Here is a 25610-nt window from a genome sequence, read left to right as displayed (position 1 = left end):
GGTGATGCTAGTGTTGGCGTTCTGGGTATAGCTGCTGCCCGTGGTCAGGGTCAGATCGCCGCCGACGCTTAGGGTGCCGTCCTGGGTGTAGGCGCCGCTGGCATCCAGACTCAGGTTGCCGTCGACCGTGAGGGCATCGGCCAGGGTGACGTCGGCGCTGCTGGTGATTTGGCCGTTGCCGTTGATGGTGACGGCTGCCCCGAAGGTGGTTTCACCGCCTTGGCTGCTGAAGTCCCCGGCAACACTCAGACCGGCCAACGTCAGGGTGCCCGTTGTGCTCAGGTTCAGATCACCACTGGTAGTGATGAGTTCAGAGCCTGTGTCCATGGTGATGGGGCCGCTTCCGGCATCCAGATTGAGGCTGGCGGCGCTAAGCTGGGTGTTATCTGCCAGGGTGGTGCCAAGGCTGGTGATGTTGGCGCTGCCGGTGATGCTGGTATCGGCGTTCTGGGTGAAGAGACCCTCGGCACTCAAACTGAAATCGCCGCCGACTTCGGTTTCAGCGTTTTGGGTAGAGCTGCTGCCCGTGGCCAGGGTCAGGTCGCCGCCGACGCTTAGGGTGCTGTCTTGGGTGTAGGCGCCGCTGGCATCCAGGCTCAGGTTGCCGTCGACCGTGAGGGCATCGGCCAGGGTGACACCGGCGCTGCTGGTGATCTGGCCGTTGCCGGTGATATCAACGATTTCGTTAAAGCGCGTCTCCCCACCGCAGCTACTGAAGTCGGTGGCGATGGTCAGACTGGCCAGGTCTAGGGAACCGTCCGCTCTCAGGGTCATGGTGCCGGTGGTGCTGGTCAGGTTGGAGCCGGTTCCCATCAATAGGTCGCCGCTGCCCGCATCCAGATTGAGGCTGGCGGCGCGGAGTTGGATGTTATCGGCCAGGGTGGCACCAAGGCTGGTGATGTCAGCACTGCCGGTGATGCTGGTATCGGCGTTCTGGGTGTAGAGGCCCTCGGTGCTCAAACTGAAATCGCCGCCGACTTCGGTTTCAGCGTTTTGGAGATAGCCGCTGCCTGTGGTCAGGGTCAGGTCGCCGCCGACGCTTAGGGTGCCGTCCTGGGTGTAGGCACCGCTGGCATCCAGGCTCAGGTTGCCCTTGACGGTTATGGCTTCGGCCAAGGTGATGCCAGCAGTGCTGGTGATTTGGCCATTGCCGTTGATATCAACGATTTCGTTAAAGCGCGTCTCCCTACCGCTGCTGCTGAAGTTGGCGGCAACGCTCAGAGCAGCCAACGTCAGGCTGCCATCAGTCGTCAGGTTAAGGTCACCGTTGGTGGTAACGAGATCGGAGCCGGTTCCCATTGAGAGGTCGCCAGTGCCCGCATCCAGATTGAGGCTGGCGGCGCTGATGCTGGAATTCAGCGCCAGGTCGATGCCTTCAGCAGCCAGGCTGAAGTCAGCGCCGGTGGTGATCTGGCTGTTTGCAGCCATGCTGAAACTGCCGGCAAAGGCGCTGCCGCCGTTGAAGCTGCTGCTGGCCAGGGTCAGACTGTTGTTTTCGAGCAGTTGCAGGCTCTGGCCAGAGATATCGGTTGTGCCGAGAATCGTTTGGGTACCATCCAATATGACCGAACCGGTGGTGTCGAGGCTGAGGTTGGAGTCCGCCGACACATTCGCCAGACGGATGGCGGCATTCCCTGTCAGGACCATGTTTCCACTGGCAGCAAGCGTCGAACCGGTTTGCATGGTCAGGCTGCCGCTGCCCGCATCCAGATTGAGGCTGGCGGCGCTGAGCTGGATGTTATCGGCCAGGCTGGCGCCTAGGCTGATGATGTCGGCGCTGCCGGTGATGCTGGTGTTGGCGTTCTGGGTATAGCTGCTGCCCGTGGTCAGGGTCAGATCGCCGCCGACGCTTAGGGTGCCGTCCTGGGTGTAGGCGCCGCTGGCATCCAGACTCAGGTTGCCGTCGACCGTGAGGGCATCGGCCAGGGTGACGTCGGCGCTGCTGGTGATTTGGCCGTTGCCGTTGATGGTGACGGCTGCCCCGAAGGTGGTTTCACCGCCTTGGCTGCTGAAGTCTCCGGCAACACTCAGACCGGCCAACGTCAGGGTGCCCGTTGTGCTCAGGTTCAGATCACCACTGGTAGTGATGAGTTCAGAGCCTGTGTCCATGGTGATGGGGCCGCTTCCGGCATCCAGATTGAGGCTGGCGGCGCTAAGCTGGGTGTTATCTGCCAGGGTGGTGCCAAGGCTGGTGATGTTGGCGCTGCCGGTGATGCTGGTATCGGCGTTCTGGGTGAAGAGACCCTCGGCACTCAAACTGAAATCGCCGCCGACTTCGGTTTCAGCGTTCTGGGTATAGCTGCTGCCCGTGGTCAGGGTCAGATCGCCGCCGACGCTTAGGGTGCCGTCCTGGGTGTAGGCGCCGCTGGCATCCAGACTCAGGTTGCCGTCGACCGTGAGGGCATCGGCCAGGGTGACGTCGGCGCTGCTGGTGATTTGGCCGTTGCCGTTGATGGTGACGGCTGCCCCGAAGGTGGTTTCACCGCCTTGGCTGCTGAAGTCTCCGGCAACACTCAGACCGGCCAACGTCAGGGTGCCCGTTGTGCTCAGGTTCAGATCACCACTGGTAGTGATGAGTTCAGAGCCTGTGTCCATGGTGATGGGGCCGCTTCCGGCATCCAGATTGAGGCTGGCGGCGCGGAGTTGGATGTTATCGGCCAGGGTGGCACCAAGGCTGGTGATGTTGGCGCTGCCGGTGATGCTGGTATCGGCGTTCTGGGTGAAGAGGCCCTCGGTGCTCAAACTGAAATCGCCGCCGACTTCGGTTTCAGCGTTTTGGAGATAGCCGCTGCCTGTGGTCAGGGTCAGGTCGCCGCCGACGCTTAGGGTGCCGTCCTGGGTGTAGGCACCGCTGGCATCCAGGCTCAGGTTGCCCTTGACGGTTATGGCTTCGGCCAAGGTGATGCCAGCAGTGCTGGTGATTTGGCCATTGCCGTTGATATCAACGATTTCGTTAAAGCGCGTCTCCCTACCGCTGCTGCTGAAGTTGGCGGCAACGCTCAGAGCAGCCAACGTCAGGCTGCCATCAGTCGTCAGGTTCAGGTCACCGTTGGTGGTAACGAGATCGGAGCCGGTTCCCATTGAGAGGTCGCCAGTGCCCGCATCCAGATTGAGGCTGGCGGCGCTGATGCTGGAATTCAGCGCCAGGTCGATGCCTTCAGCAGCCAGGCTGAGGTCAGCACTGGCGGTGATCTGGCTGTTTGCGGCCATGCTGAAGCTGCCCGCAAAGACGCTGCCGTCGTTGAAGCTGCTGCCGACCAGGGTCAGGCTGTTGTTTTCGAGCAGTTGCAGACTCTGGCCAGAGATATCGGTTGTGCCGAGAATCGTTTGGGTACCATCCAATATGACCGAACCGGTGGTGTCGAGGCTGAGGTTGGAGTCCGCCGACACATTCGCCAGACGGATGGCGGCATTCCCTGTCAGGACCATGTTTCCACTGGCAGCAAGCGTCGAACCGGTTTGCATGGTCAGGCTGCCGCTGCCCGCATCCAGATTGAGGCTGGCGGCGCTGAGCTGGATGTTATCGGCCAGGCTGGCGCCTAGGCTGGTGATTTCGGCGCTGCCGGTGATGCTAGTGTTGGCGTTCTGGGTATAGCTGCTGCCCGTGGTCAGGGTCAGATCGCCGCCGACGCTTAGGGTGCCGTCCTGGGTGTAGGCGCCGCTGGCATCCAGACTCAGGTTGCCGTCGACCGTGAGGGCATCGGCCAGGGTGACGTCGGCGCTGCTGGTGATTTGGCCGTTGCCGTTGATGGTGACGGCTGCCCCGAAGGTGGTTTCACCGCCTTGGCTGCTGAAGTCTCCGGCAACACTCAGACCGGCCAACGTCAGGGTGCCCGTTGTGCTCAGGTTCAGATCACCACTGGTAGTGATGAGTTCAGAGCCTGTGTCCATGGTGATGGGGCCGCTTCCGGCATCCAGATTGAGGCTGGCGGCGCTAAGCTGGGTGTTATCTGCCAGGGTGGTGCCAAGGCTGGTGATGTTGGCGCTGCCGGTGATGCTGGTATCGGCGTTCTGGGTGAAGAGACCCTCGGCACTCAAACTGAAATCGCCGCCGACTTCGGTTTCAGCGTTTTGGGTAGAGCTGCTGCCCGTGGCCAGGGTCAGGTCGCCGCCGACGCTTAGGGTGCTGTCTTGGGTGTAGGCGCCGCTGGCATCCAGGTACAGGTTGCCGTTGACGGTCATGGCATCGGCCAGGGTGACGCCGGCGCTGCTGGTGATGTGGCCGTTGCCGTCTATCTGGACGGCTTCGCCGAAGGTGGTCGCCCCGCCTTGGCTGCTGAAGTCGGTGGCGATGGTCAGGCTTGCCAGGTCCAGGGCGCCGTCTGCCTTTAGGACCATGGTGCCGGTGGTGCTGGTCAGGTTGGAGCCGGTTCCCATTGAGAGGTCGGCTGTGCCCGCATCCAGATTGAGGCTGGCGGCGCTGAGCTGGATGTTATCGGCCAGGGTGGCGCCAAGGCTGGTGATGTCGGCGCTGCCGGTGATGCTGGTGTTGGCGTTTTGGGTGTAGAGGCCATCGGCACTCAAACTGAAATCGCCGCCGACTTCGGTTTCAGCGTTTTGGAGATAGCTGCTGCCCGTGGTCAGGGTCAGGTCACCGGCGACAGTCAAAGCACCGTCCTGGGTGTAGGCGCCGCTGGCATCCAGGTTCAGGTTGCCGTCGACCGTGAGGGCATCGGCCAGAGTGACGCCGGCGCTGCTCGTGATTTGGCCGTTGCCGCCGATGGTTAGGGCTTCGCTGAAGCGGGTTTCACCGCCTTGGCTGCTGAAGTCGGCGGCGATGGTCAGACTGGCCAGCTCCAGGGCACCGTCTGCCTTTAGGACCATGGTGCCGGTGGTGCTGGTCAGGTTGGAGTCGGTTCCCATTGAGAGGTCGGCTGTGCCCGCGTCCAGATTGAGGCTGGCGGCGCTGAGCTGGATGTTATCGGCCAGGGTGGCGCCAAGGCTGATGATGTCGGCGCTGCCGGTGATGTTGGCGTTGGCGTTTTGCGAGTAGCTGCCCTGGGTGGCAAGACTGAAGTTACCGTGAACAGTCAAAGCAGCTTCTTGGTTATAGGAGCCGGCAAGGCTTAAGCTCAGATCACCGCCGACGCTTAGGGTGCTGTCTTGGGTGTAGGCGCCGCTGGCATCCAGGTACAGGTTGCCGTTGACGGTCATGGCATCGGCCAGGGTGACGCCGGCGCTGCTGGTGATGTGGCCGTTGCCGTCTATCTGGACGGCTTCGCCGAAGGTGGTCGCCCCGCCTTGGCTGCTGAAGTCGGTGGCGATGGTCAGGCTTGCCAGGTCCAGGGCGCCGTCTGCCTTTAGGGCCATGGTGCCGGTGGTGCTGGTCAGGTTGGAGTCGGTTCCCATTGAGAGGTCGGCTGTGCCCGCGTCCAGATTGAGGCTGGCGGCGCTGAGCTGGATGTTATCGGCCAGGGTGGCGCCAAGGCTGATGATGTCGGCGCTGCCGGTGATGTTGGCGTTGGCGTTTTGCGAGTAGCTGCCCTGGGTGGCAAGACTGAAGTTACCGTGAACAGTCAAAGCAGCTTCTTGGTTATAGGAGCCGGCAAGGCTTAAGCTCAGATCACCGCCGACGCTTAGGGTGCTGTCTTGGGTGTAGGCGCCGCTGGCATCCAGGTACAGGTTGCCGTTGACGGTCATGGCATCGGCCAGGGTGACGCCGGCGCTGCTCGTGATTTGGCCGTTGCCGCCGATGGTTAGGGCTTCGCTGAAGCGGGTTTCACCGCCTTGGCTGCTGAAGTCGGCGGCGATGGTCAGACTGGCCAGGTCCAGGGCGCCGTCTGCCTTCAGGGTCATGGTGCCGGTAGTGCTGGTGAGGTTGGAGCCGGTTCCCATTGAGAGGTCGGCTGTGCCTGCATCCAGATTGAGGCTGGCGGCGCTGATGCTGGAATTCAGCGCCAGGTCGATGCCTTCAGCAGCCAGGCTGAAGTCAGCGCCGGTGGTGATCTGGCTGTTTGCAGCCATGCTGAAACTGCCGGCAAAGGCGCTGCCGCCGTTGAAGCTGCTGCTGGCCAGGGTCAGACTGTTGTTTTCGAGCAGTTGCAGGCTCTGGCCAGAGATATCGGTTGTGCCGAGAATCGTTTGGGTACCATCCAATATGACCGAACCGGTGGTGTCGAGGCTGAGGTTGGAGTCCGCCAACACATTCGCCAGACGGATGGCGGCATCCCCTGTCAGGGCCATGTTTCCACTGGCAGCAAGCGTCGAGCCAGTCTGCATGGTCAGGCTGCCGCTGCCTGCATCCAGATTGAGGCTGGCGGCGCTGAGTTGGATGTTATCGGTCAGGGTGGCACCAAGGCTGGTGATGTCGGCGCTGCCGCTGACGCTGATATCGGCATTTTGACTGAAGGCGCCAATGGCTGTAAGGCTGAGATCGCCATTGCTAGCGGTCAGATCGCCATCCAGGGTCAGATCGCCACCGCTGGCGAGGACCAAGTTGCCGGTGTTGGCGGTGATAGCCCCGAGCACCATGTCATCGGGGTCTTCCAGATAGATGCCCCCGCTCTGGGTGGTTGCCGTCACTGCACCCTGGATGTCGACATCGCCATCGGTGGTGCCGCTACCAACGCCTGTGGCCGCGGTGAGACTGATCAGACCTGTGGCCGTGATATTGGGATTCTCATCCAGGGTGTTGTCGCGGATGGCGCCCGTGCGGGAATTCAGCGTGACGCTTGAGGCTGAATTGAGATTCGACACCAGGATGTCGCCATCGGCGCCGAGGTTGAGCGACCCTGTGGTGCTGATCAGTTCTGATCCGTCCGCCAGGGTAATAATGCCGCTGCCGGCATCTAAGTCGAGGGTGGTGCCTGAGACCCTCACCACGTTTTCAAAAAGAAGTCCGTTACTCTCGAGAGTGACGCTGCCGCCACTCTCAAGGGCATTGCCCCGCACCACAATACCCCCGGTGGCGGTGGCGTTGATGTAAGAGCCTGCGCTGAAGGAATCCAGATAGAGGGTGCCGGTGACATTGATCTCGGCATAACCGACATAGCTGCCGGTCAGCGCCAGATCGCCGGTGTAGGTGAGTTCCAGGTTGGTCGGACGGCCGATCTGCGCGGTATCGCTTTCATATTCCAGGTCAAACAATGTCGCTGTCGGGTCGCTGTCCGAAATGGCCATCAGCGACTGAGCGCGAATATCCACATCGGCATCATCGGGCTGCACCTCGACGATCTTGCCGGCGGCCGTGAGCAAGACCTGGCCGTTGGTGCGTCCGGCATCGATCAGGTCGATGCGAATATCGCCACCGACACTGCTGGCATTGACGCCGTTACCCACCGCATCGGTGCGGATTTGCACATCCAGCAGTTCCAGATCGGACTGGGCGGACAGGCTGATATTGCCACTGCCGGAAATCACCGCCTGCTCAACGGTCACTGCCCCGGCATCGGTCAGGCCGATGGCGCCGGAGCCGCTGAGGTTGGCGCTGATGCGCTCGGCATCGGTATTCAGGCTGATGCCGCTTTGCGCACTGGCGTCGATCTCGGTACCGGTGAGGCGATACAGGGTGCTGCCCATTGAGATGGCGCCGCCGCTGTCCAGGCTGATGCGACCATCGACAGCGTAGGGGGCTTCGATGATGTAGCGAACCCCATCTTCCACCGCCAGGCTCTGGTTGATGCGGATGTCACCGCCGGCGCTGAGGTTGATGAATTCCGGCAGATTGTTCTGGTAGCCGCCCAGGGAGCCTTCGCCCAGGGTCAGGCTGCCCGTCGTGTCGAGGCTGATCTCGCCGCTGGCTTGCAGACTGTGCCCGCTCAGATCCAGGTTCTGATCTGCATTGAGATCAATGACGCCGGCGCTACCACCCGCAATGAGGCGCATCTGGCCAAAGCTCTGGTTGCCCAGGTCCACCCGAATCTCACTGCTTTCCAGCAGGCGGAACTGGCGTTCCAGGCTGCTCGGATCAGGGATGCTCACCTCGAAATAACCGCGCCCGAGGATGGTGACGCGGGAGGCGTCGATGGCATTGCCATCAATGTCAAACAGATCTCCGCTGCCATCAGCATTGGCGGAGAAGGCGATAATGGACTGGGCCGCCGCGCCCGCCGTATCCGGGAAGAAGAGGCTGGAATGGGCCAACAGGCCATTCTTGGCGGTCATGTAGTAGTTGCCGTCGGCGTCGTTGCGCAGTATCTCGTTGCCGTTGGCATCCCGATAGATTTCAAAGCCAAACAGCGGATCGGTATCGAACACCACCAGCGGATTGCTGCCCGTGGTGACCAGCTCCAGGCTGCCCAACTCCCCGCCGCCGCTGGCGGAGATGGTGCCGTCGAGCAGAATATTGCGCCCCGACTCGATGAACAGGGAGCCGTTACCCATGACCAAATTGCCGCCCATCTCCACGGTGTCGTCGGACTCGATGCGGATGTCCTGGGCGCCGTAGGCCTGATCTGTCAACAGGGTGAAGCGTTCGCCGGTGCGCAAAGTCAGGGACTGGCTGGCGTCCACCTGCACTTCCAGGTCCAGTTTGGTGTGGGCGTCCAGCAGGATGTTGTCGGCATCGATACCCAGACCACCCTCCACTGCCGGATCACGAATAATGAGACTGCCGGCGGTGCTGGTCAGGGACAGGAGCGCGCCCGCGCCGGTCGCCTGCACCTCGCGCACCACCAGGTTGCCGTCGCTGCTGATAACCACATCGCCGGCAGCGGCGCTGACCGAACGGACAAAGAGATCCTCGATGTCGTCCTCAGCACTCTCGCGGTTGCTGATGGCGATGCCGCCGCTGCTGGTGGTGACTGAGGTCAGTTCATTGGTCTGGGTGGCTAGGGCATGGATGCCGGTCTGGGCCGCCAGGATCAGGCTATCGGCAATCAGGTTAGGCTCGGTGCCGTTGGCCAGGCCGGTGATGCTGCCTCCGCTGCTGATGCCGGCGTCACGCCGCTCGCTGAGCAGGTTGACCGATTGCAGGCCGAGGTTACCAGCGGCCATCAGGCTGAGGTCGCCTTCGGCAACGATGAGGCTCAGGACGTTCAGCCCATTGCTGCTGATGTCCTCAATGCTGACATCGCCGCCCTCATAGGAACGGGCGATCAGGCTGTTGATTTCGGTGGTGATGGTGATGGCGCCGGGCAGATCGATGGTCAGTTCATCGGCGCGAATCAGGGGGGCGCCGCCGGTGCTGGTGAGGGCCCCTTGCAGTTCCAGGCTGATATCGCCCAGCCCGCCCAGGCCGGTTTCCAGGGTGGTATAGGTCAGGCCGCCGTTGTAGATACGCACGGCGATATCATCGGCATCGGTCAGGCCGCCGGTGCGCAGGGCGCCCGCCGTCACCGCGCCATAGTTGGTCAGGTCGATGGCGCCGCTGCCGGTGTCCAGGCTGCTGATACTCAGCTCGCCTTGGTTGTCGATGCGGATGCCGCCGCTGCCGCTGTTGATGGCTTCCAGATTGGCGACTTTGGTGAGGGCGCTGACGCCGTCGCGGGCGCTGATGGTCAGGTCGCTGCCCTGGAGCAGGCCGCCGCTGTGGTGCACCGCGCCGGCGCTCGCCGTCAGGCTCAGGTTGTCGCCCGTCAGCGAGTTGCCGACCAGGCTGATATCGCCCGAGAGGCTGCCTGCGCTGAGCTGAATGGAGGAACCCAGGCCTGTGCTGTGCAGCAGGGCCTCGACGCTGCCACTGATGCCGCCGCTGCCGTCCAGGCCGGCGCGAATGCTGATGGAACCGGCGCTGGTGATTTCGGAGCCCAGGCCGATGTCGTCCTGTGCGGCCAGGTCAATGGCGCCGGCGGCGCTCAGATGACCTTCCGCCGTCAGGCCGGCGCCGGCGGTCAGGCCGATGCCTCCGCTGGCGGTCTCCAGCGCCCCAGCATCACCGATGGTCAGGCTGCCGACGGCATCCAGAACAATGTTGCCGGAGGTCAGTAACAGGGATTCGGCGGCTAGGGTGCCTTCAGGCGCGCCATCGGGCACTTCGCCGGTGATGCGAATGTCGCCGCCAGCGCTGATATGGATATCGCTATCCGCGCCGCTGCCGGTGATCAGGCCGCTGACCGAGGTATCGCCACCGGTGATGATGCGGATATCGCCGCCGGCGCGCAGGGCATCGTTCTCGAATTTGCCATAGCCCACATCGCTCTGGTCATAGGTGCGAATGGAGCGATCGATAAACTGGTCGCTAAAGATGGGCTCGTTACGCCAGATGGTGTATTGCTGTTCCTGCACCACCTTGGTGCTGACATCATAGCTGTTGAATACCGGTCGGGTCTCAAAGATATCTGTGGTGTCGCTAGTGTAGGCGTAATTCAGGGTTTTGCGGGTGTCGAATATATCCGTCCAGGTAGAGGTCCAGTCGTAGCTGTAGTTCCTGAATGTTTCGTTGATATCATATCCTTTGACCCAAACGGAGCTGGATGAGATGGTGTATCTAATCTCAGCATTACCAGGACTTGTATAAGTTCTTGTGATAGTACTATTTTCCGGAATCGTGATCCATTCACTTGCATCAATGAACACGTCATCGGCCGGATCAAACGACCAGGGGGGATTACGCTCCCACGGCCAGGCGGCATCATCTTCCCGAAAGTTGGCAAAGAGATAGAGCTGGGTCCCATTCTGGAGCCTGCCCGAGTAAAGCGTATGGTTATGGTAATAATAGCCTCCGTCGCCAGCACCCTCCCAGAAATAGTGTTTACGCGCATTAACATCTGGCGCCAGACCAGCTTGGCCTATGGCCCACTCTTCCTCCGCTCCATCCTCGGTATCTATATCGTGCCAGGTATAGTTCCATACCACAGAGACATCAAACCACTTATCGTAGTGCTCGCCTACCTTGAGCGTCTGAGTGCCAACCAATGTTTCACCGGTCAGGCTAGCCGTGGTATTCAAATAGCCATCCGGGACCAGCACATAGCGGCCGGTTCCGGTCCCGCCCGTAGTGGGATTGTCATAGAAGCTTCCCGCATCTGACGCATAATACCAAGCTGGCAAATAGCTATGGGAAACTGTGCTGCCGCCTGTTCTACCGTCGGTTACGGCATACTCGCGCTGCCCATTGCCGTTATAGGAAATATCCCAACGGCCAATACTGCTATCAAGATCGGTTTTATAAAAATAGGTTCCGCTACTATAGGTATGGCTTGATTTGTCCTGGGTATAAAGCACCTTGGCAAGGTCGCGGTACTCTCCCACATCCTCAAAGCCCACACTGGCCTCACCCTGACTCACCACCCGCAACACATCGGCCGCCGCTCCGGTGGGCATAAGGATATATTTGTCCTCCCAGCCAGCGACCTGGATGTTCTGCCAGGTATTGGCATTGCCGGCCCAGTCCGGGCTCCAAGCCTGCTGGGTCGGATTGCCGTTGATGACCTGGTGTAACAAGGGATTGCTGTAGCTGAAGCTATAGGCCTCCTTGTAGCCCAGATGCTTGAGAACGGCAGCCCGTTGCAGGTCGTTCAGGTCGCTAAAGGGCTTGTAGCCCGTGCCAGGGTTGGCGGCGCCGGTCAGCGCCCAATTCACCTGGTTGTTGTGGTAATCCACACCCTCGACAAACCATTCCCTAAAGATGCTGCCGTTGTAGTAACCCTCCTGCACCAGGGTTACATCCATGCTGTGGTAGCGGATGCCGGCCTTGACCTCCTCGGTGCCGGTCTGCTCGGTCACTGTGGTGGTGACCCAGCTCACCTTGGGTACGGTAATGAAGCCGTCGGCCACCTGCTGGTAGCCGGTCACCACTTGCACAGTGATGGTCTCGGTGGAGATGATGGGGGTCAGCAGGCTGAGCTGATCGTCCTGTAGCTCGGCGGTGGACTGGATGCTGAGATCGCCGCCGGTGATCAGGTTCAGCTCACCCTCTACCAGGATGCCACCCTGGCCACTAATGCTGATCAGCGCCGGATCGAGGTCGGCACCGGCGACGCTGGCCGCCTCCAGCACGGCGTCGTCCTGGCTCAGATCGACGCCGCCGCGGATATCGGCCACCCCTGTCGAGGTCAGCACGCCGGTGACAGTCAGGCTGGTGCCGGCGTTGATAAGCAGGCGCGAGTCGGCATCGCCATAGGCATTGACCGAGCCGTCCAGTTGCAGATTGCCGCCGCTGATGTGCAGCAAGCCGCTGGTGGTGACTTCCGCATCCCCTTGACCGGTATTGCCGGCGACCAGAACATTGCCGCTGGCATCCAGGCGAATGCTGGCACTCTCGCCCCGGGTCTTGACCGTGCCGCCGGAGGTGACATGGATGTTGGGCGCGACCAAGCGAATCAGTTGATTGGCCTGAACCAGCCCGGCCACGCCAATGGCGCCGAAGCTGGAGCTGACCTGGATTTCATCCACATTGACGCTGACCGTATCGCCAACGATGATAGGCTTGCCCACCTGGCCGTTGAGATGAATGCCGTTGACTGCGCTGATCTGAATACTGCCGCCGGCTTGGGTGTTGAGAATACCGCCAGAGAGGCGCACCGGCTGACCGCCGCTGACTGGCTCGGCAGAGGCAAGGCCATTCTCATCCACATAGTCGCCGTTCACATCCACCAGGTTGCCCTGGGCGTCCATCAGGCGGCCGTCCTCATCGAGGAACCAGAGGCCGGTACCATCCCTTTCATACTGCATGGGCTGAACCAGGACGCTGTCGGCAGCCAGCACCAGACGGCTACCGGATTCGATGATGCCATCAATGAGCAGGGCATCATTTGTCTGAATGCTGACCTCGGCTCCAGTTTGATCCGCTTGCACATAGCCGTAGAGGTTTATCCCCTGATCGGCCTGGATGCTAATGTCGCTCGGCGCAACGGCTGGCGTCAGGGCGCCGCCGCCGGTGGAATCGGCAATGATGGCGCTCAGGCTGTTCTGGCTGATGGAGACGGGGTTGCTGCCGCCGGTAACGCTGATGGACAGATCGCCGGTGGAGCGCAGAGTGCCGCCTACTTTTAGCAGACTGGTGGTACTGCCGTCGATGACAAAGGCGTCGCCGCCCATGACCAGTTGGTTGGTTAGATCGACATCCAGGGTGGCGTTGTTGACGGTCCAGACCGCCGCGCCGCTGGCCACATCGGCCCCGGCCAGCACATCACCGAGGATGCGGGCAGTGTCGGCTTCCAGCAGAATCCGGCTGCCAGCGGCGTTGCTGCCGATGAGGGTGGCGTAGCCGATTTCCAGCAGATTGGCGGCGCTAAAGTGCACCAGCCCGGTGCCCTGGATGGTGGCGCCCTGGTGGTAGGACTGGCCGTCATCCAGAGCCGCATGGTTTTCGGCTAGAGCCATCGCAGAGGTGAGGATATCACCCTCGGAGAAGACCTCCAGAGTGGCATCGGCGCCCGTGACCGCGATGGCGGCATCATAGATTTCAACCCAAGTGCCGGCATTCAGGCGCAGGTCGCCGGCGACGGTCATGCTGCCGCGCACGCTGAGGGTGTCGCTGGCATCCAGCAACACCTCGATGCCCGCGCCATCCAGGGCGCTGTTTTCCAGCACGCCGGCCATGTCAATATTGACACCACGAAGGGTCAGGGGCGCATCGGCGCTGATCCAGCCGGACTCTTTGGTCACTGTCACCGTGCCAAAGGTGGAGCTGATCTCCAGCCCGGCCAGAGCCGTGGAATCGGTGCCCACCACCCCGTCGATGACCACCTCGTTGGCGCCGCTGAGGCTGAGGCTGCCGCCACCGCCGAAAGAGAAAATGCGTGCGGTGTTGTCGATCTTCAGGCTCAGGGCATTGGCCTGTTCGACCGTGCCGGCACTGAGGATGACATCATCATAGGCGCTGATACGGCCCTGAATGGTCAGGGAGGTGGCGGAGTTGATGATGACATCCGAGCCGATACCACCGGCGATGATGTCGCCGACGATCAGGCCATTGACCCCGGCATCGAAGGCAATGGAGCCGTTGAGGGTCTCCAGCACGCCGGTGGCATCCAGTTCGATGTCCTTGCCGTCAGGGGAAACGCCGCTATGGAGGTTGATGGCGCTGTCGGCGATGACCTTGCCGGCGATGTAGAGCTTGGCATTGGGGCCGTCCGGCGCGCCGATGTTGACCACACTGCCGGCGGCGCGGGCGTCGATGGCGTAATAGAGGCCAGATTCCAGGCTGCCGCCGACGAGACTCAGACCAAGCTGATCGGCATTGACGGAGCTGTCCAGGAGGCTGAAGCTGTAGGGGCCGGTGACATTCAGACGGCCATCGCGCAGTTTGATTTGCAGGTCGGGGCCATCGGCAAAGTCGTTGTAGGTCTCGCCATTGCTAAAAGGCGATGCCTCATTGGCGGCGGACACCAGCCAGATGGCGCCTTCCAGTGCCGCTTGCAGATCGGTCAGCAGGTCGTTGAGGCTGCTGTTATCAGCCGTGTCTGCGACGGTCAGGGTCACCGAGGCAGAAATCTTATGGCTGACCTGATCGATAAGCATATCCAGGGTCACATCCTGGGTCAGCTTGCCGGCGGCATTGACCGGCCAGCCCTGTGCCAGGATCTCATTGGTGTGGCCGGGCGCCAGGATGTCTATCCGGCCCGGTCCGTTGAGGTTGATGCTGGAGTTCTCCATCCAGGTTTCCAGCATGGCCGAGCCGTAGAGGATGATGCTGGTGCCGGAGGAATCATCGCCGCCAATGAGGTTGATGGACTGACCGGCGGCCAGCCCCACGCCAATGCGAATCTGATCCTCGGCACTAATGGTCAGGGTGGAGGCGCCACCGAATGTACGGATGTCGCGGCCCTGATAGGTGCCCTCGGCATCCCGAATCTGGATGATCTCGCCGCCGGCCAGCAGCAGGCCTTCGATCAGGGCATCCTGGGTGGCATTCACCTGGATATGACCATCGGCGCGGTTCACCACCACCTCGGAGGCACCCTGGATGATGACGCCGTTGCCGTCGGCGCTGGCGCCGCCGCTGATGCTGACATCACTGGCGGAGTAGATGTAGCCGCCGGTGACCGTCGGCTGCCCCTGGCTGTTGACCGTGTTGCCGCCGATGAATGCCTGGCCCAGGGTGTTGATGCTCGTCGTGCCCAGGGTGCCGGACCAATCGACGCTCTGGTTGAGCAGATTGCCGTCGGCGTCAAAGGTCTGCACCAGGGAGCCACCGGCCAGCAGCGTACCCATCATCTCCATGTTGCCGTCGGCAGCGAGGCTTAGGTTGCCGCCGATGCCGTCCAGCCCTCGGGCGGTGGCGCCGCCGGCGGTGGTAAACAGCAGGCTCAGATCATTGTCACCCGCATTGGCCGTGCCACCCTGAGCGGTCACATTGCCGGCGGCCAGCAGACCGGTGTCCACCAGCAACTGGGAGCCCGCCGTCACGCTCAGATCGGCGCCGACGCCGGTCCAGGTGACGCCGTTTTCACCGATGATGCCGCCGGCCACCAGCACGCCGAACAGGTCCACATCCTGACTGCCGCGCACCAGGATATCCGCATCGGCCCCGGTAGTGCGGACTGTCGAGGTGCCATGCACATGGACGCTGCTGCCATAGGCATCGGCGCCGTTCAAATCCGTGCCGTCCAGCGCCATACCGCCGGCGATGCGGATACCCGCATCGGCCAGGATATTGCCCTCCAGATAGGTCCAGATGTCGGACTGGATGGCGATGCTGGAGCCGCTGCCGGTGGCGCTGACATTGCCGCGCAGGATCAGATCATCCGTTGATGAAAGCAGAAGCTCGGTGTTCTCGCCGAGGGAGACGATGGTGCCGCCAATGAGCAGGCCGTACTGGCCGGCGTGGACCCTGAGGTAATGATCCGTTGGCAACAAATTGAAATAGGCGGTTTTGTTGTAGATGGCGTATTGCGGCAGGTAGCTGTCGTCTGCAGGATCGCCAAACGCCTCGTTGTCACGGCTGGCACTGCCGGAGCTGATGCTCAGACCATCGGCAGTGCCAACAGCGCCGGAGATGAGCATCTCATTGACTGAGGAGAGGACAATATCCGCCCCCGCGCCGGTGACATAGGGCACAGGTACATCGTCCACCAGGTTGTAGGCGATACCGGCGCTGACCGCAGAGCCGGCGTTGATGGCCAGCAGGCCCTGGGTGGTGACGGAGATCAGCGCCTCGGCATCCCGCGCCACCAGGCTGGCGCCTTCATTCAGCAGCACATCGCCGCCGGCCTGGATGTCGATGAGGGAGTTGGCGCCATGGGCTTCGATCCAGCCACCTAGTTGGGCGCCGTGGCTGAGGTCGATACGAATCTCGCTGCCGGCATCCAGAGACTCGATACGGCTGGTCAGATCGGTCAGCAAACTGGTCACCGCATTGGGCGGAGTGACATATTGGTCCGTGTCAGTGGGATTGACGCCGGTGGTGGCGGTAACCTCGATGTCCACCAGCCTATCGGCCAGCACCCAGCCACCGATATGCAGCTGGTCGTCGGCCCGGATGATGAGGGTGTCGGCGGCCAGGCCGGAATCGGGCAGGCCCAGCGGATTATGGGTGTTCTTGGCGCCGATGGAGAGGGTCTGCGCCTCCAACTCCAGAATATTGCCGGAGGCGCGCACATCGCCTTTCACCTGCAGGTCGTCGGACAGGAAAAGAGTGCGGTCGGTCAGCTCGGCATTGGCGCTGCGTGGCAGGTCATCACTGGGGTCGGCGGGATCAGCCCCGGTCATCTTGATGGCGCTGATGTCGAAAATATCGCCGATGACCATGGTGTTACCGGCATCGCGCCGTCCGATGGTGATGGAGTTGAAGCCATCGGCCAGGGCGGCAAAGTCGCGCATACCCATGGCCATGGCTGTCAGATGGAAGGCGCGGTCGATTTCCGCCTCGGATGCGGTGACCTCGGCAGCGCCGCCCAGCAGATAGTGCCATACCAGTTGGTTGGCCTGGATGCGCAGATCGCCGCTGGCGATGATTTGGTCTTCGCCGGAGGTGAAATCCAGGTCATCGGTGGTCAGGGTGATATTGGCGCCACTGGCCAGGGCGTGAATGTCGCCGGATGCCAGGGTGAGCAGGGCGTCCTGTGCCAGCAAGGTCAAATGGAGATCACCGTTGCCGATCTCGATGCCGAAGTCATCACGACCCATGAAGCCCGGCCTGCGGGTCTGGATCAGATCCAGCCAATCCGCCGAGACAGCGTTGTCCCAAGTGGTGACATTCTCCCACCAGTTCTCGCCATTGGCCGGGGTGACGACAAAGCCGCTGTTTTCGGCGTCGATGAGGCTGGCCTGGGTTTCGATGATGAGGTCATCGGTCTCGGTGACGACGATATCGCCGCTGCCGCTGGTGGATGTGGCTGCAGTCAGGCGCGCCACCGTGGTCAGCAGCGGGTTGGCGAGGCTGCCGATACTTTCGTGGGCGCGCAGTTGCAGGGTCGAGCCCGAGGCCAGGATCATGGCATTGCCGGGATTGCGAATGGCACCGTTGGCGCTGGTCAGGCGCAACCAGCCGCTGCCGTCGCCATTTTCGGTATCGCCGGCGGAGACGCGCAGGTCGGCATTGAGCAGAATGTCGGCAGCATCGCCGTAGCTGCGCAGGTCGATGTAGCCGTTGTTGATGGCGGTGAGTTGGTGGCCGATATCCAGGCTTTGGTAAGAATCCAGAATGAAATTCCCGGCCTTGACCGCAACATCGTAGTCAATCCGATCGGCAATCACCCGCAGGCTGACCGCGCCCAGGTCCGCAGTAGCGGCGGCATCCTTGCTGGTCAAGCTGACCGCGCCGCCGAACAGGCGGATGGCGTTGGCGTCGTAGCTGGCGGCCGCGCCGGTCAGGGTCAGGCGCTCGACGCCGCTGTTGTAGTTGATGATCTCGCGGCCATTGAGCACCTGGCCCTCGGCCAGTTGCACTGGGCTAGCAAGGAAATTCTGCTCGACGATCAGCTCATCAAAGCTGCCAGACTGGTCGATGATGTTGAGGGTGCCGGTGGGCAGGGCGGCATCGGCCTTGTCCAGCTTGACCCGGTAGTCGTCGTTGCCGCCGGTGTCGCTGATGGTGACGGCATAGTCGGCAAAGCTGTTGACCCGCACCTGATCATCGCCGCTACCGAGGATGATCTCGGTAACCCGGGCCGCGCCGGTGCGCACCTCATCGCCGAAGAGGGACGAGGCGGTCACGCCAGAGCGGCTGACATTCAGGGCCATGGCGCTGTCGAAGGCGGAGAAGTCGAGGCGGGTGTCGCCGCCGATGTCGCTGAAGCGGTCCAGGCCGAAGCCACTGGCGAATACGAAGGTATCGGCGCCGAGGCCGCCATCCAGGTAATCATCACCACTGCCGCCGGTCAGGCGGTCATCGCCATCACCGCCAAAGAGGTGGTCATTGCCCGCGCCGCCGTCGAGCACATCATCACCGGCGTAGCCGTAGAGCTTGTCATCACCGGCGTCGCCGTAGAGGAAATCCTTGCCTGAATGGCCATGCAAGATGTCATCGCCCGCGCCGCCATAGAGGGTGCCGCCGGCACTGCCGAGCATCAGGGTGTCGTTACCGCTGCCGCCATCGGCCCAAACCGTTACATCGGACAGGCGCGAGGCATCCAGCAGGTCGTTGCCGGCGCCCATGTCGGTGACCACCACATGAGTAACGCCAGTAAATTCCTGATACCAGCCATCGAACTCGACCCCGACGGTGCCGCCGGAGCCGTAAAGATAAAACTGTTCGTCGCCGTCCTGGGTATTGAAGTATTCACGCTTGTGGGCATCCACGCCGGCGTTGATGTAGAGGGTGGAGCCCTGCAGCTCGGCCAGGGTCGGGCTGACGAAGGGGGCGTTGTAGTCGAAGCTGAACAACTCGGTACGGAACAGATCGGCATCGAACAGGGTGACGGTACCCACCGGCCAGGGCAGTTTCAGGTCCACATAGGCATTGGCATAGACCTCGGCGCCGCCGTCGATGTTGAACAGGTTGGCGAAGCCGCCACCCTGATACTCATACATGGTGACAATTTCCGACATGCGGATCTTGCCGTCAGTCTCCATGCTCACCGCGGTGATGTAGCCATTGGCATCCTTGGTCAGGCTGGAGGTGGCGATGTCTTGCAGGTCGAAGTCAACAAAAAACTCGATACCTCCGCCCAGGCCCGCCTTGATGATGCCGGCGTTGAGCCCGGCCTCAATGCCGACATTGAGGTCGAACATGAGTTCGGGCTTTTCCTGACCGCCGGTGCCGGGCACGATGGAACCATCACGGAAGGTCGGCAGGGTCACATCGGAGACATAGAAGCCATCGAACACATAGACCGGATCGCCGGTTTCGATGGATTTACGAATCCCGTAGGTGTCGTAGCCAAAGGCAAAATCCGCCGCCAGGCTGACGCTGCCGGTGGCCATGATGCCGAGCTGGGCCGGGCCGATCTTGAGACCAAAGATAGGCACATTGAAGCTGGCCGCCGCCGTCAGCAGGGGCATCTCGTAGGTGAACAGGGTGGCGTCCTGTCCGGTAAGCACATTCATCCAGGTGGAGATGTCGGTGATGTATTCCAGCACGCGGAAGCCGGAGCGGGCCACGCTGCTGGTGCCGGCGCTGCCGGAGGCGCTCTGCTCCAGTTGCTCCACCTGGAGGCTGAAATCCGACGGCAGGCTGATATCCGGCAGGCTGACGGCGCCCACATCCAGGGTACCCAGGTTTTGCAGGTTGCCGAGATAAATGATGCCGCCCATGGCCGACCAGGCGCGCACGGTGTCGGACATATCGAACATCTGCTTGGCGGCGTCGATGAAGGCCCAGTTGATCGCCGGCTTGCCCTGCAACTGCATCAGGGTGTCGATCAGGTCCATGACATGGTCGATGCCGATCACGCCCAGGCCCACATCCTGGTAGAGGGCATCCACCACCGGCCGCAGGGGTGAGAGGGTGCCTTCGATGTTCTCGATGATGGGCAGCAGGAAGTCATCCACCAGGGAGCCCACATCCAGGCCCAGATTCTGGATCTGGATAGCCGGGTCGGACAGGCCGGCGCTGAGGGAGTAATCCCAGTCGATCAGCAGGTCGCCCACCAGTTTGGGCAGGACCGAGACGCCTTCCACCTCCAGCTCCATGCCCAGGTTGAACTCGCCATCCACGGCAAAGTCGGTGACAAAGTTCTGGCTGGCCGGCTTGGCGGCCATGTTGAGCATGGTCAGGCGGTTTCGTTCGTCGCCGACAATATCCAGGCTGAACTGGCCAAACAGGCCGCTGGCGCCGTGCTCGGTGCCCTTGTCGATGAGGTGGGCGGTGAAAAAGGCCAGGGTGGCATCGGCGGCGAAGGGATCGAGGGCGCGGGTATCAGTATTGCCGTCCAGGTAGAAATCCACATCCACCACGAACTCAGGCGCATCATCGGCGCGGGTGACCAGGTAGAGACCATCGCTGCCGCTGATGCCCATGCCGAAGTCAAAGGCCCAGTCGATGGCCAGGCCGAGGCCGCCGTCGATGTTGAAAGCAAAGCCAGGCAGGTCGATATCCAGCGGGATGTCGATGCCCGCACCCAGAACCGTGCCGCCCAGCAGCATGTCGAACTGCACGGCATCGGCGCCGGCCAGGGTGTTGCCGCCGGTCCATGCCTCCATCCAGGCGCCGTCTTTCTTGTACCAGTTGACCAGCACATCGTCGATGTTGATCAGGCCATCACCGGTGGAATCCTGCAAGATGCCCAGGCCGGATTCGCCGAAGGCTTCGTGATACACCGTGCGCATGACGGAGACCACATCGCCGTTCATGGCCAATTCCAGGCTCAGGTCGCCCAGCAGGTCCAGGCGCAGATCGGCGAAGAAGCCCATGAAGTCAGGCAGGATATCGCCGATGAAAGGCAGCTCGATATCGATGAGATCGAAGAAGAGATCCTGGATCGAGCCCAGGGCGAAATCCAGGCCGTCGATGATGGCCCAGAAGTTTTGCAGCATCAGATCGAGGCTGAAGCTGAAGCCGATGTCTGTGAACAGGCTGGGGAAATCCGGCAGCTGGAAGTCGATGAGGTTGCTGAAATCGGGCAGGTTGAGGCCAAACACCAGGTCGCCGAAATCGAAATCGGGCAGCAGGTCGATGTTGATATCGGGGATATCCAGGGTGATGCCCTGGAAATCCATGAACAGCGGCAGGTCGATGGAGAAATCGCCTTCGACCATGGGGTTGATGTTGAAGGTGATGTCTTCGTCGAAGTGGTAGCGGCCATCGTCCGGCGGCAGCAGGCTTTGCAGCAGACCAGCCAGGGCGGTGGCGACCTGATCGTCCAAGGCCAGTCCAAGGCCACCTTCGGCCTCCAAACCAACCAGCTTTTGCTTGATGTCCTCTTCGCTCCAGAACATTTGCATGAACCAGCCAAGCTCGCCATGAATGGCGCTTGCCGCTTCATCCTGGGCTGCTTCATGCAGACTGGAGATGACCGGCAGGATCGCTGCCTTGAGCATGTCGAGGGTGATGACCTCGGTGGAGTTCATCTGGTCCAAGGCGATGGTCAGGGTAGCGAAATCCATCGTGTTGATATCGCCATCGCCATCGATCACCGCCGTGCCGCCTTCCACGCCCAGAGATAGTGGGCCGATGTTGAAGCCCATGCCCAGATCGCTGCCGGCCACGCGCAGGCCCAGGGTGGCGGCGGTGCCGGTTTGCTCCGCCAGGTCGTAATCGAACAGGAACAGTTCGGGGTTGTGGAGATCGCTGATATCCACCCCGGCGCTGACCTGCAGGCCGAACAGGGCCTCGAACAGGATATTGGCCGCCGCGCCGGCACCCAGGGCATCGCTCAGCAGCGGGATGTCGGACAGACCGGGGATGGCGGCGCCGGCCAGCTTCTCGATGTCGGCCATATCCAGGTTGAAGTTGACCATCTGGGACAAAATCTGTTCCAGTTCCAGATCCACCCGCAGCACATTGTCGGCAAAACTCAGGGCGAACTGCTCATCACTCAGGCCCAGAGCGCGCTCGAAAATGCCTTCTGCCTCCTGGATAGTGCCGGTGGGGTTGTTCTTGGCCTGCTGCAAGGACTCGGCGAAGTCATCAATGAAGCTCAGGCTGTCGGCCAGGGAGAAATTGAGGATGGGCAGGACGGCTGTATAGAAGTCGTGCTGGGCCAGGGAATCCTGCAGGAAGGCCACGCCCATCTGGATGCTATCGAGGATCTGGTCGAAGGACAGATCCTGGAAGTTGAAATCATCGCCCAGCTCGGGCAAAACGAGCACGATGTCGTTGGCTGCTGCACTTCCCGCAGTGATAAAGGCTTCCAGATCAAAGGCCAGGGTTGGGTCTTGATCCACTCGCACCAGGCTGCCGCTGTTGAAGGCATCCTGCACATGGATGGCGATCTCGGGCGTTCCAGGCAGGGCCAGGTCGGCGCCAAATCCGGGGTCGAGGGTCAGGTTCTTGAGGCTGGCGGAAGCATCACCGCTGAGATCAAACGAGAGATCAGCCAGGGCCGCGCCCGAAGCCAGCTGGGCCAGGCTGTAGCTGCTGCCCGCATCGCCCAAGGCTACTTCCACCCGATTGGTGGCCTGGATACTGGAGCCGGAACCCACGCCACCCAGTCGCGCCCCCATGAAGCCAAGGGTGGCGGCCACTTCCAGATCCATCGCGCTCAAAACTACATCGGCCGAGAACTGGAGATCCTCGATGCCCAGCATCAGGCCTTCGCTGCCGGTGGCGCCGTCGAGGTCGAAGAACAGATCCAGGCTGCCGGTGATGGCGCTGCTCAGGTTGCCCTGGGCGCTGGTGTCCAATGACAGGCCGTCGGTGGCCGCCAGGTCAAAGTTGATGTCCGCCGTCAGCGCCGCCAGATCATGGCTGAAGGCAAGGGGCAGAACGAATTTTTGGGTGAGCTCATCGTAGCTGATTTCAAAAGCGCCCAGGATGCCGGAGCTGTTCACCGCCGTGACGAAATCCTGCAGGGTCTTGACCCCTGTGAAGTCAATCTCGTCGTAGATCGCGGTCTTGAAGGCCGTACCCAGATCCACCAGGGTGGACAGGCTGGCATCGGCAAAGGGAATGGCGCTGACCAGTTCCTCCTGGGCGCGGATGCTGTCCAGGGTATCGATCAGGGTCGGGAACAGCAGGATCAGATCGGCGACGGACAGCTCGGGGAAGTCGCTCAGGGCATCAAAGTGGTTCGCGGTGAAGCTGAAGTCAGCGGTTGAACTCAGGGGACTGCCTTCAACCCGCAGGCTAGGCGTCTGGGCACCCAGGGCGGACAGATCAACGCCAGCCAGCTCGGCATAGACCGGGAGATTGAGGGCCACGCTGTCCTCGGTCGGATTCAGGGCAAAGGCGCCATTGCTGAGGTCAATCCGGCCGGCCAACTCCAGATTCAGATGGGCCTTGTCCGCCCCATCCTTGCCTAGGCTCACCGCCAGGGGGCCGAAGTTGGCGTCGAGCACCGGCAGTTCGGCATCGGCCAGCACGGAGAAGGACAGATCATCCAGGTTGAAATCGAAGCGGCTCAGGTCATCGCTGAGGTTCAGGCTGAAGCCGACATGGCTGAGCACCTCGACGGTCACTTCCAGATCGGCATCCAGGCTCAGGCCAAAGTCACGCAGGGGCTCGCCCAGATCCAGAGTCAGGCTTTGGCTGCTGGCAAAGCTGTGATCGAATACCAGGGCGGTGCCCGAGGCGGTATCCTCCAGGCGCAACGGGGTTGCACCCAGAGGCGTGATCCACTCTTGATTCAGGTAATCAGCCAGCGTCTCCAGATTCAGCTCGCCAGGGGTATCGGCATAGCTCTGGATGTGGCTGTAGAGATCAAAGATAGCGCCGTAGTCGAGCAGATCGGCCAGGCTGGTACCCAGGCCGGGCAGTATCTCGGCCAGGGGGCCACCGTAGCTCAGCTCACCAAAGGTGGGGCTGTCGGGGTCCTCATCGACGCTGATGCCCAGTTGGTCATTAAGGGCCTGGATGTCATCGGCCAGGCTGGTGAGCAGTGCCGTTTCGAGATTGGGACCCGTGGTCGCAGGGGTGTCGGCCTCGGCGGTGAGGGTCAGGCCAGTGGCGCTATAGGTCGGCGCCAGATAGACACCATCGGCCATGTAGAGGCCGGTGATCTCGTCGAACTGGCCGCTGTAGCTACCCCAGGTGAGAATATCAAAGCTCTGCCCAGCTTCAGGAGCAAAGCCATCCCAGGAGACCAGGTGCAGGCTGCCGGCCAGAGTGGCGGAGCCGGTGATATTCAGCTGGTCATAGCCTGTGCCGGGCGTTGTTCCGCCCAGCTCAATCCAAGTAGTGCCAGTGGCTTCCTGGGTGAAATCGCCCTCTATGGTCTGCTCACCCGGCGAGTTGCCCGGGCTGACCAGACTCTGGTTGACCACATCGCCAAAAACCGTACCCGTGCCGCTGAGCACCTCATCACCGTCGATGATGAGCACATCCTCAACCAGCAGCGGACTGTCCGGGGTCAGGTGCAGATTGTCGGTTGCTCCAAGGTCGTGCTCTTCGGCAGAGGTTTCGGCAAAATCCTGTGCCAAGCCAGCGTTCAGGTCCACCGAGATGAGAGTCGGTTCCAGAACGTTCGAGACGCTGGTCTCCAGGTTCTCGGAGGCATTGAGTTGCGGTTCCTCGGCAACGCCGGATTCTTCCAGCTCGGCAACATCGGGTTCTTGCTCCTGCTCCTGCTCCTGCTCGGCGCCGGGCTCCGGGCCAGCGAACACACTGGGCTCTAGATCCACGGAGACGACGGGATCCAGGTCGACAGCAAGATCGACCAGGGGCTCAGCGGGCACGGCCTCGTAGGATTGCAGGTCGCTGACGCTGGTCACCTCCTGATCGCTGACCTGGATGACTTCCGCCGTGGCGGTCTCGCCGCCCGCGTCCGGCCCGGGCGCCTCTTGTTGACCGGCGTCGATGGGCAGGTTGGCGGAGAGCAGAATGCGTTTCTCGAGCTTTTCCAGCCGCCATGACTGGCCGATCATTTGCCGCGACTGTTGTTTCATTCCACCACCTCATTGTCGAGCGAGACCACCGGCAACAGGATTGCCGGTCCTCCGAGCTGAACCGGGTTTTCCCGGTTGTCGAACTCGGCCTTCACTTCAATCAGCCCACTGGCGGTATCCATCACCGGGGACAGAAAACTGACGACCCCCTCGCGGGTTTGGTGCGCGCCGTCGAGGAGTAAGTCCAGCCTCACCCGCTGTCCCGGCTTCAGGAACGCGACCTGGCGGAACTCGGCATTGCCAATAAAGCGCCCGGCGCTGGCATCCACCAGCCGCGCCAGTGGTTCATGGGGCTGCACGCTTTCCCCTTCGGCCTTGGCCAGTCGCACCAGGATGCCGTCGAAACCAGCGCGCAGTTCGCGCCGGTTGATGTGTTCTTCGGCCAGGGCCAATTCCAGGCGCTCCTGCTCTTTTTGCGCCCGCAGCCGGGCCAGGTCGGCCTCGGCCTGGGCGTGCTCCAGGATGATCTGCTCGAGTTCATCGCGGCTGATGGCGTTGTCGCTTTGGCGTAGGCGACGCCCACGCTGGAGTTTGTCGCTAAGCATTGCCAGGCGGCGTTCGGCCAGCTGCAGGTCGGCGAGAAACTCCAGCTTGAGGCGGCGTTGCTCCAGATCCAGGCGGATCAGCGCGATATCGAGGCTAAGAATGAGATCCCCCGCCTTGACGCTGTCGCCTTCGCGCGCGCTGATGAGCGCGACGCGACCGGACTCCGAAAGCCCAAGCTGAAGATCCTGCTGCGCCTCGGTGAAGCCGGAAATGCCCTCGGGCCGCGGGTCCGCCGCCAACGGCTGTGCGCCGAGCACGACGATGGCGGCACACATCAGGGCGGTTGTTGTCAGGCTTGGCGCTGGTTGTGGGTGCAT

2 protein-coding genes (1 of these 2 running past the window's edge) are annotated in these 25610 nt (G+C 61.9%); both read right to left on the bottom strand.

All coding sequences use genetic code 11. The features are described 5' to 3' along the window. Nucleotides 1-24747: the 5' portion of a hypothetical protein gene (locus Thiowin_RS23050; RefSeq protein WP_328985310.1), read on the bottom strand. Its footprint begins 11502 nt before the window's first position; the window shows 24747 of its 36249 coding nt (coding positions 1-24747); its start codon is at nt 24745-24747; the stop codon falls past the left edge of the window. Then, complete coding sequence (locus Thiowin_RS23045) at nt 24744-25610, bottom strand: efflux RND transporter periplasmic adaptor subunit (RefSeq protein WP_328985309.1); 867 nt, start codon at nt 25608-25610, stop codon at nt 24744-24746. Before Thiowin_RS23045 ends, Thiowin_RS23050 begins: the two co-directional genes overlap by 4 nt.

This window comes from Thiorhodovibrio winogradskyi, from assembly GCF_036208045.1.
GTDB classification, from domain to species: Bacteria; Pseudomonadota; Gammaproteobacteria; order Chromatiales; family Chromatiaceae; genus Thiorhodovibrio; species Thiorhodovibrio winogradskyi.
This window is presented reverse-complemented; position numbering and strand designations above follow the sequence as displayed.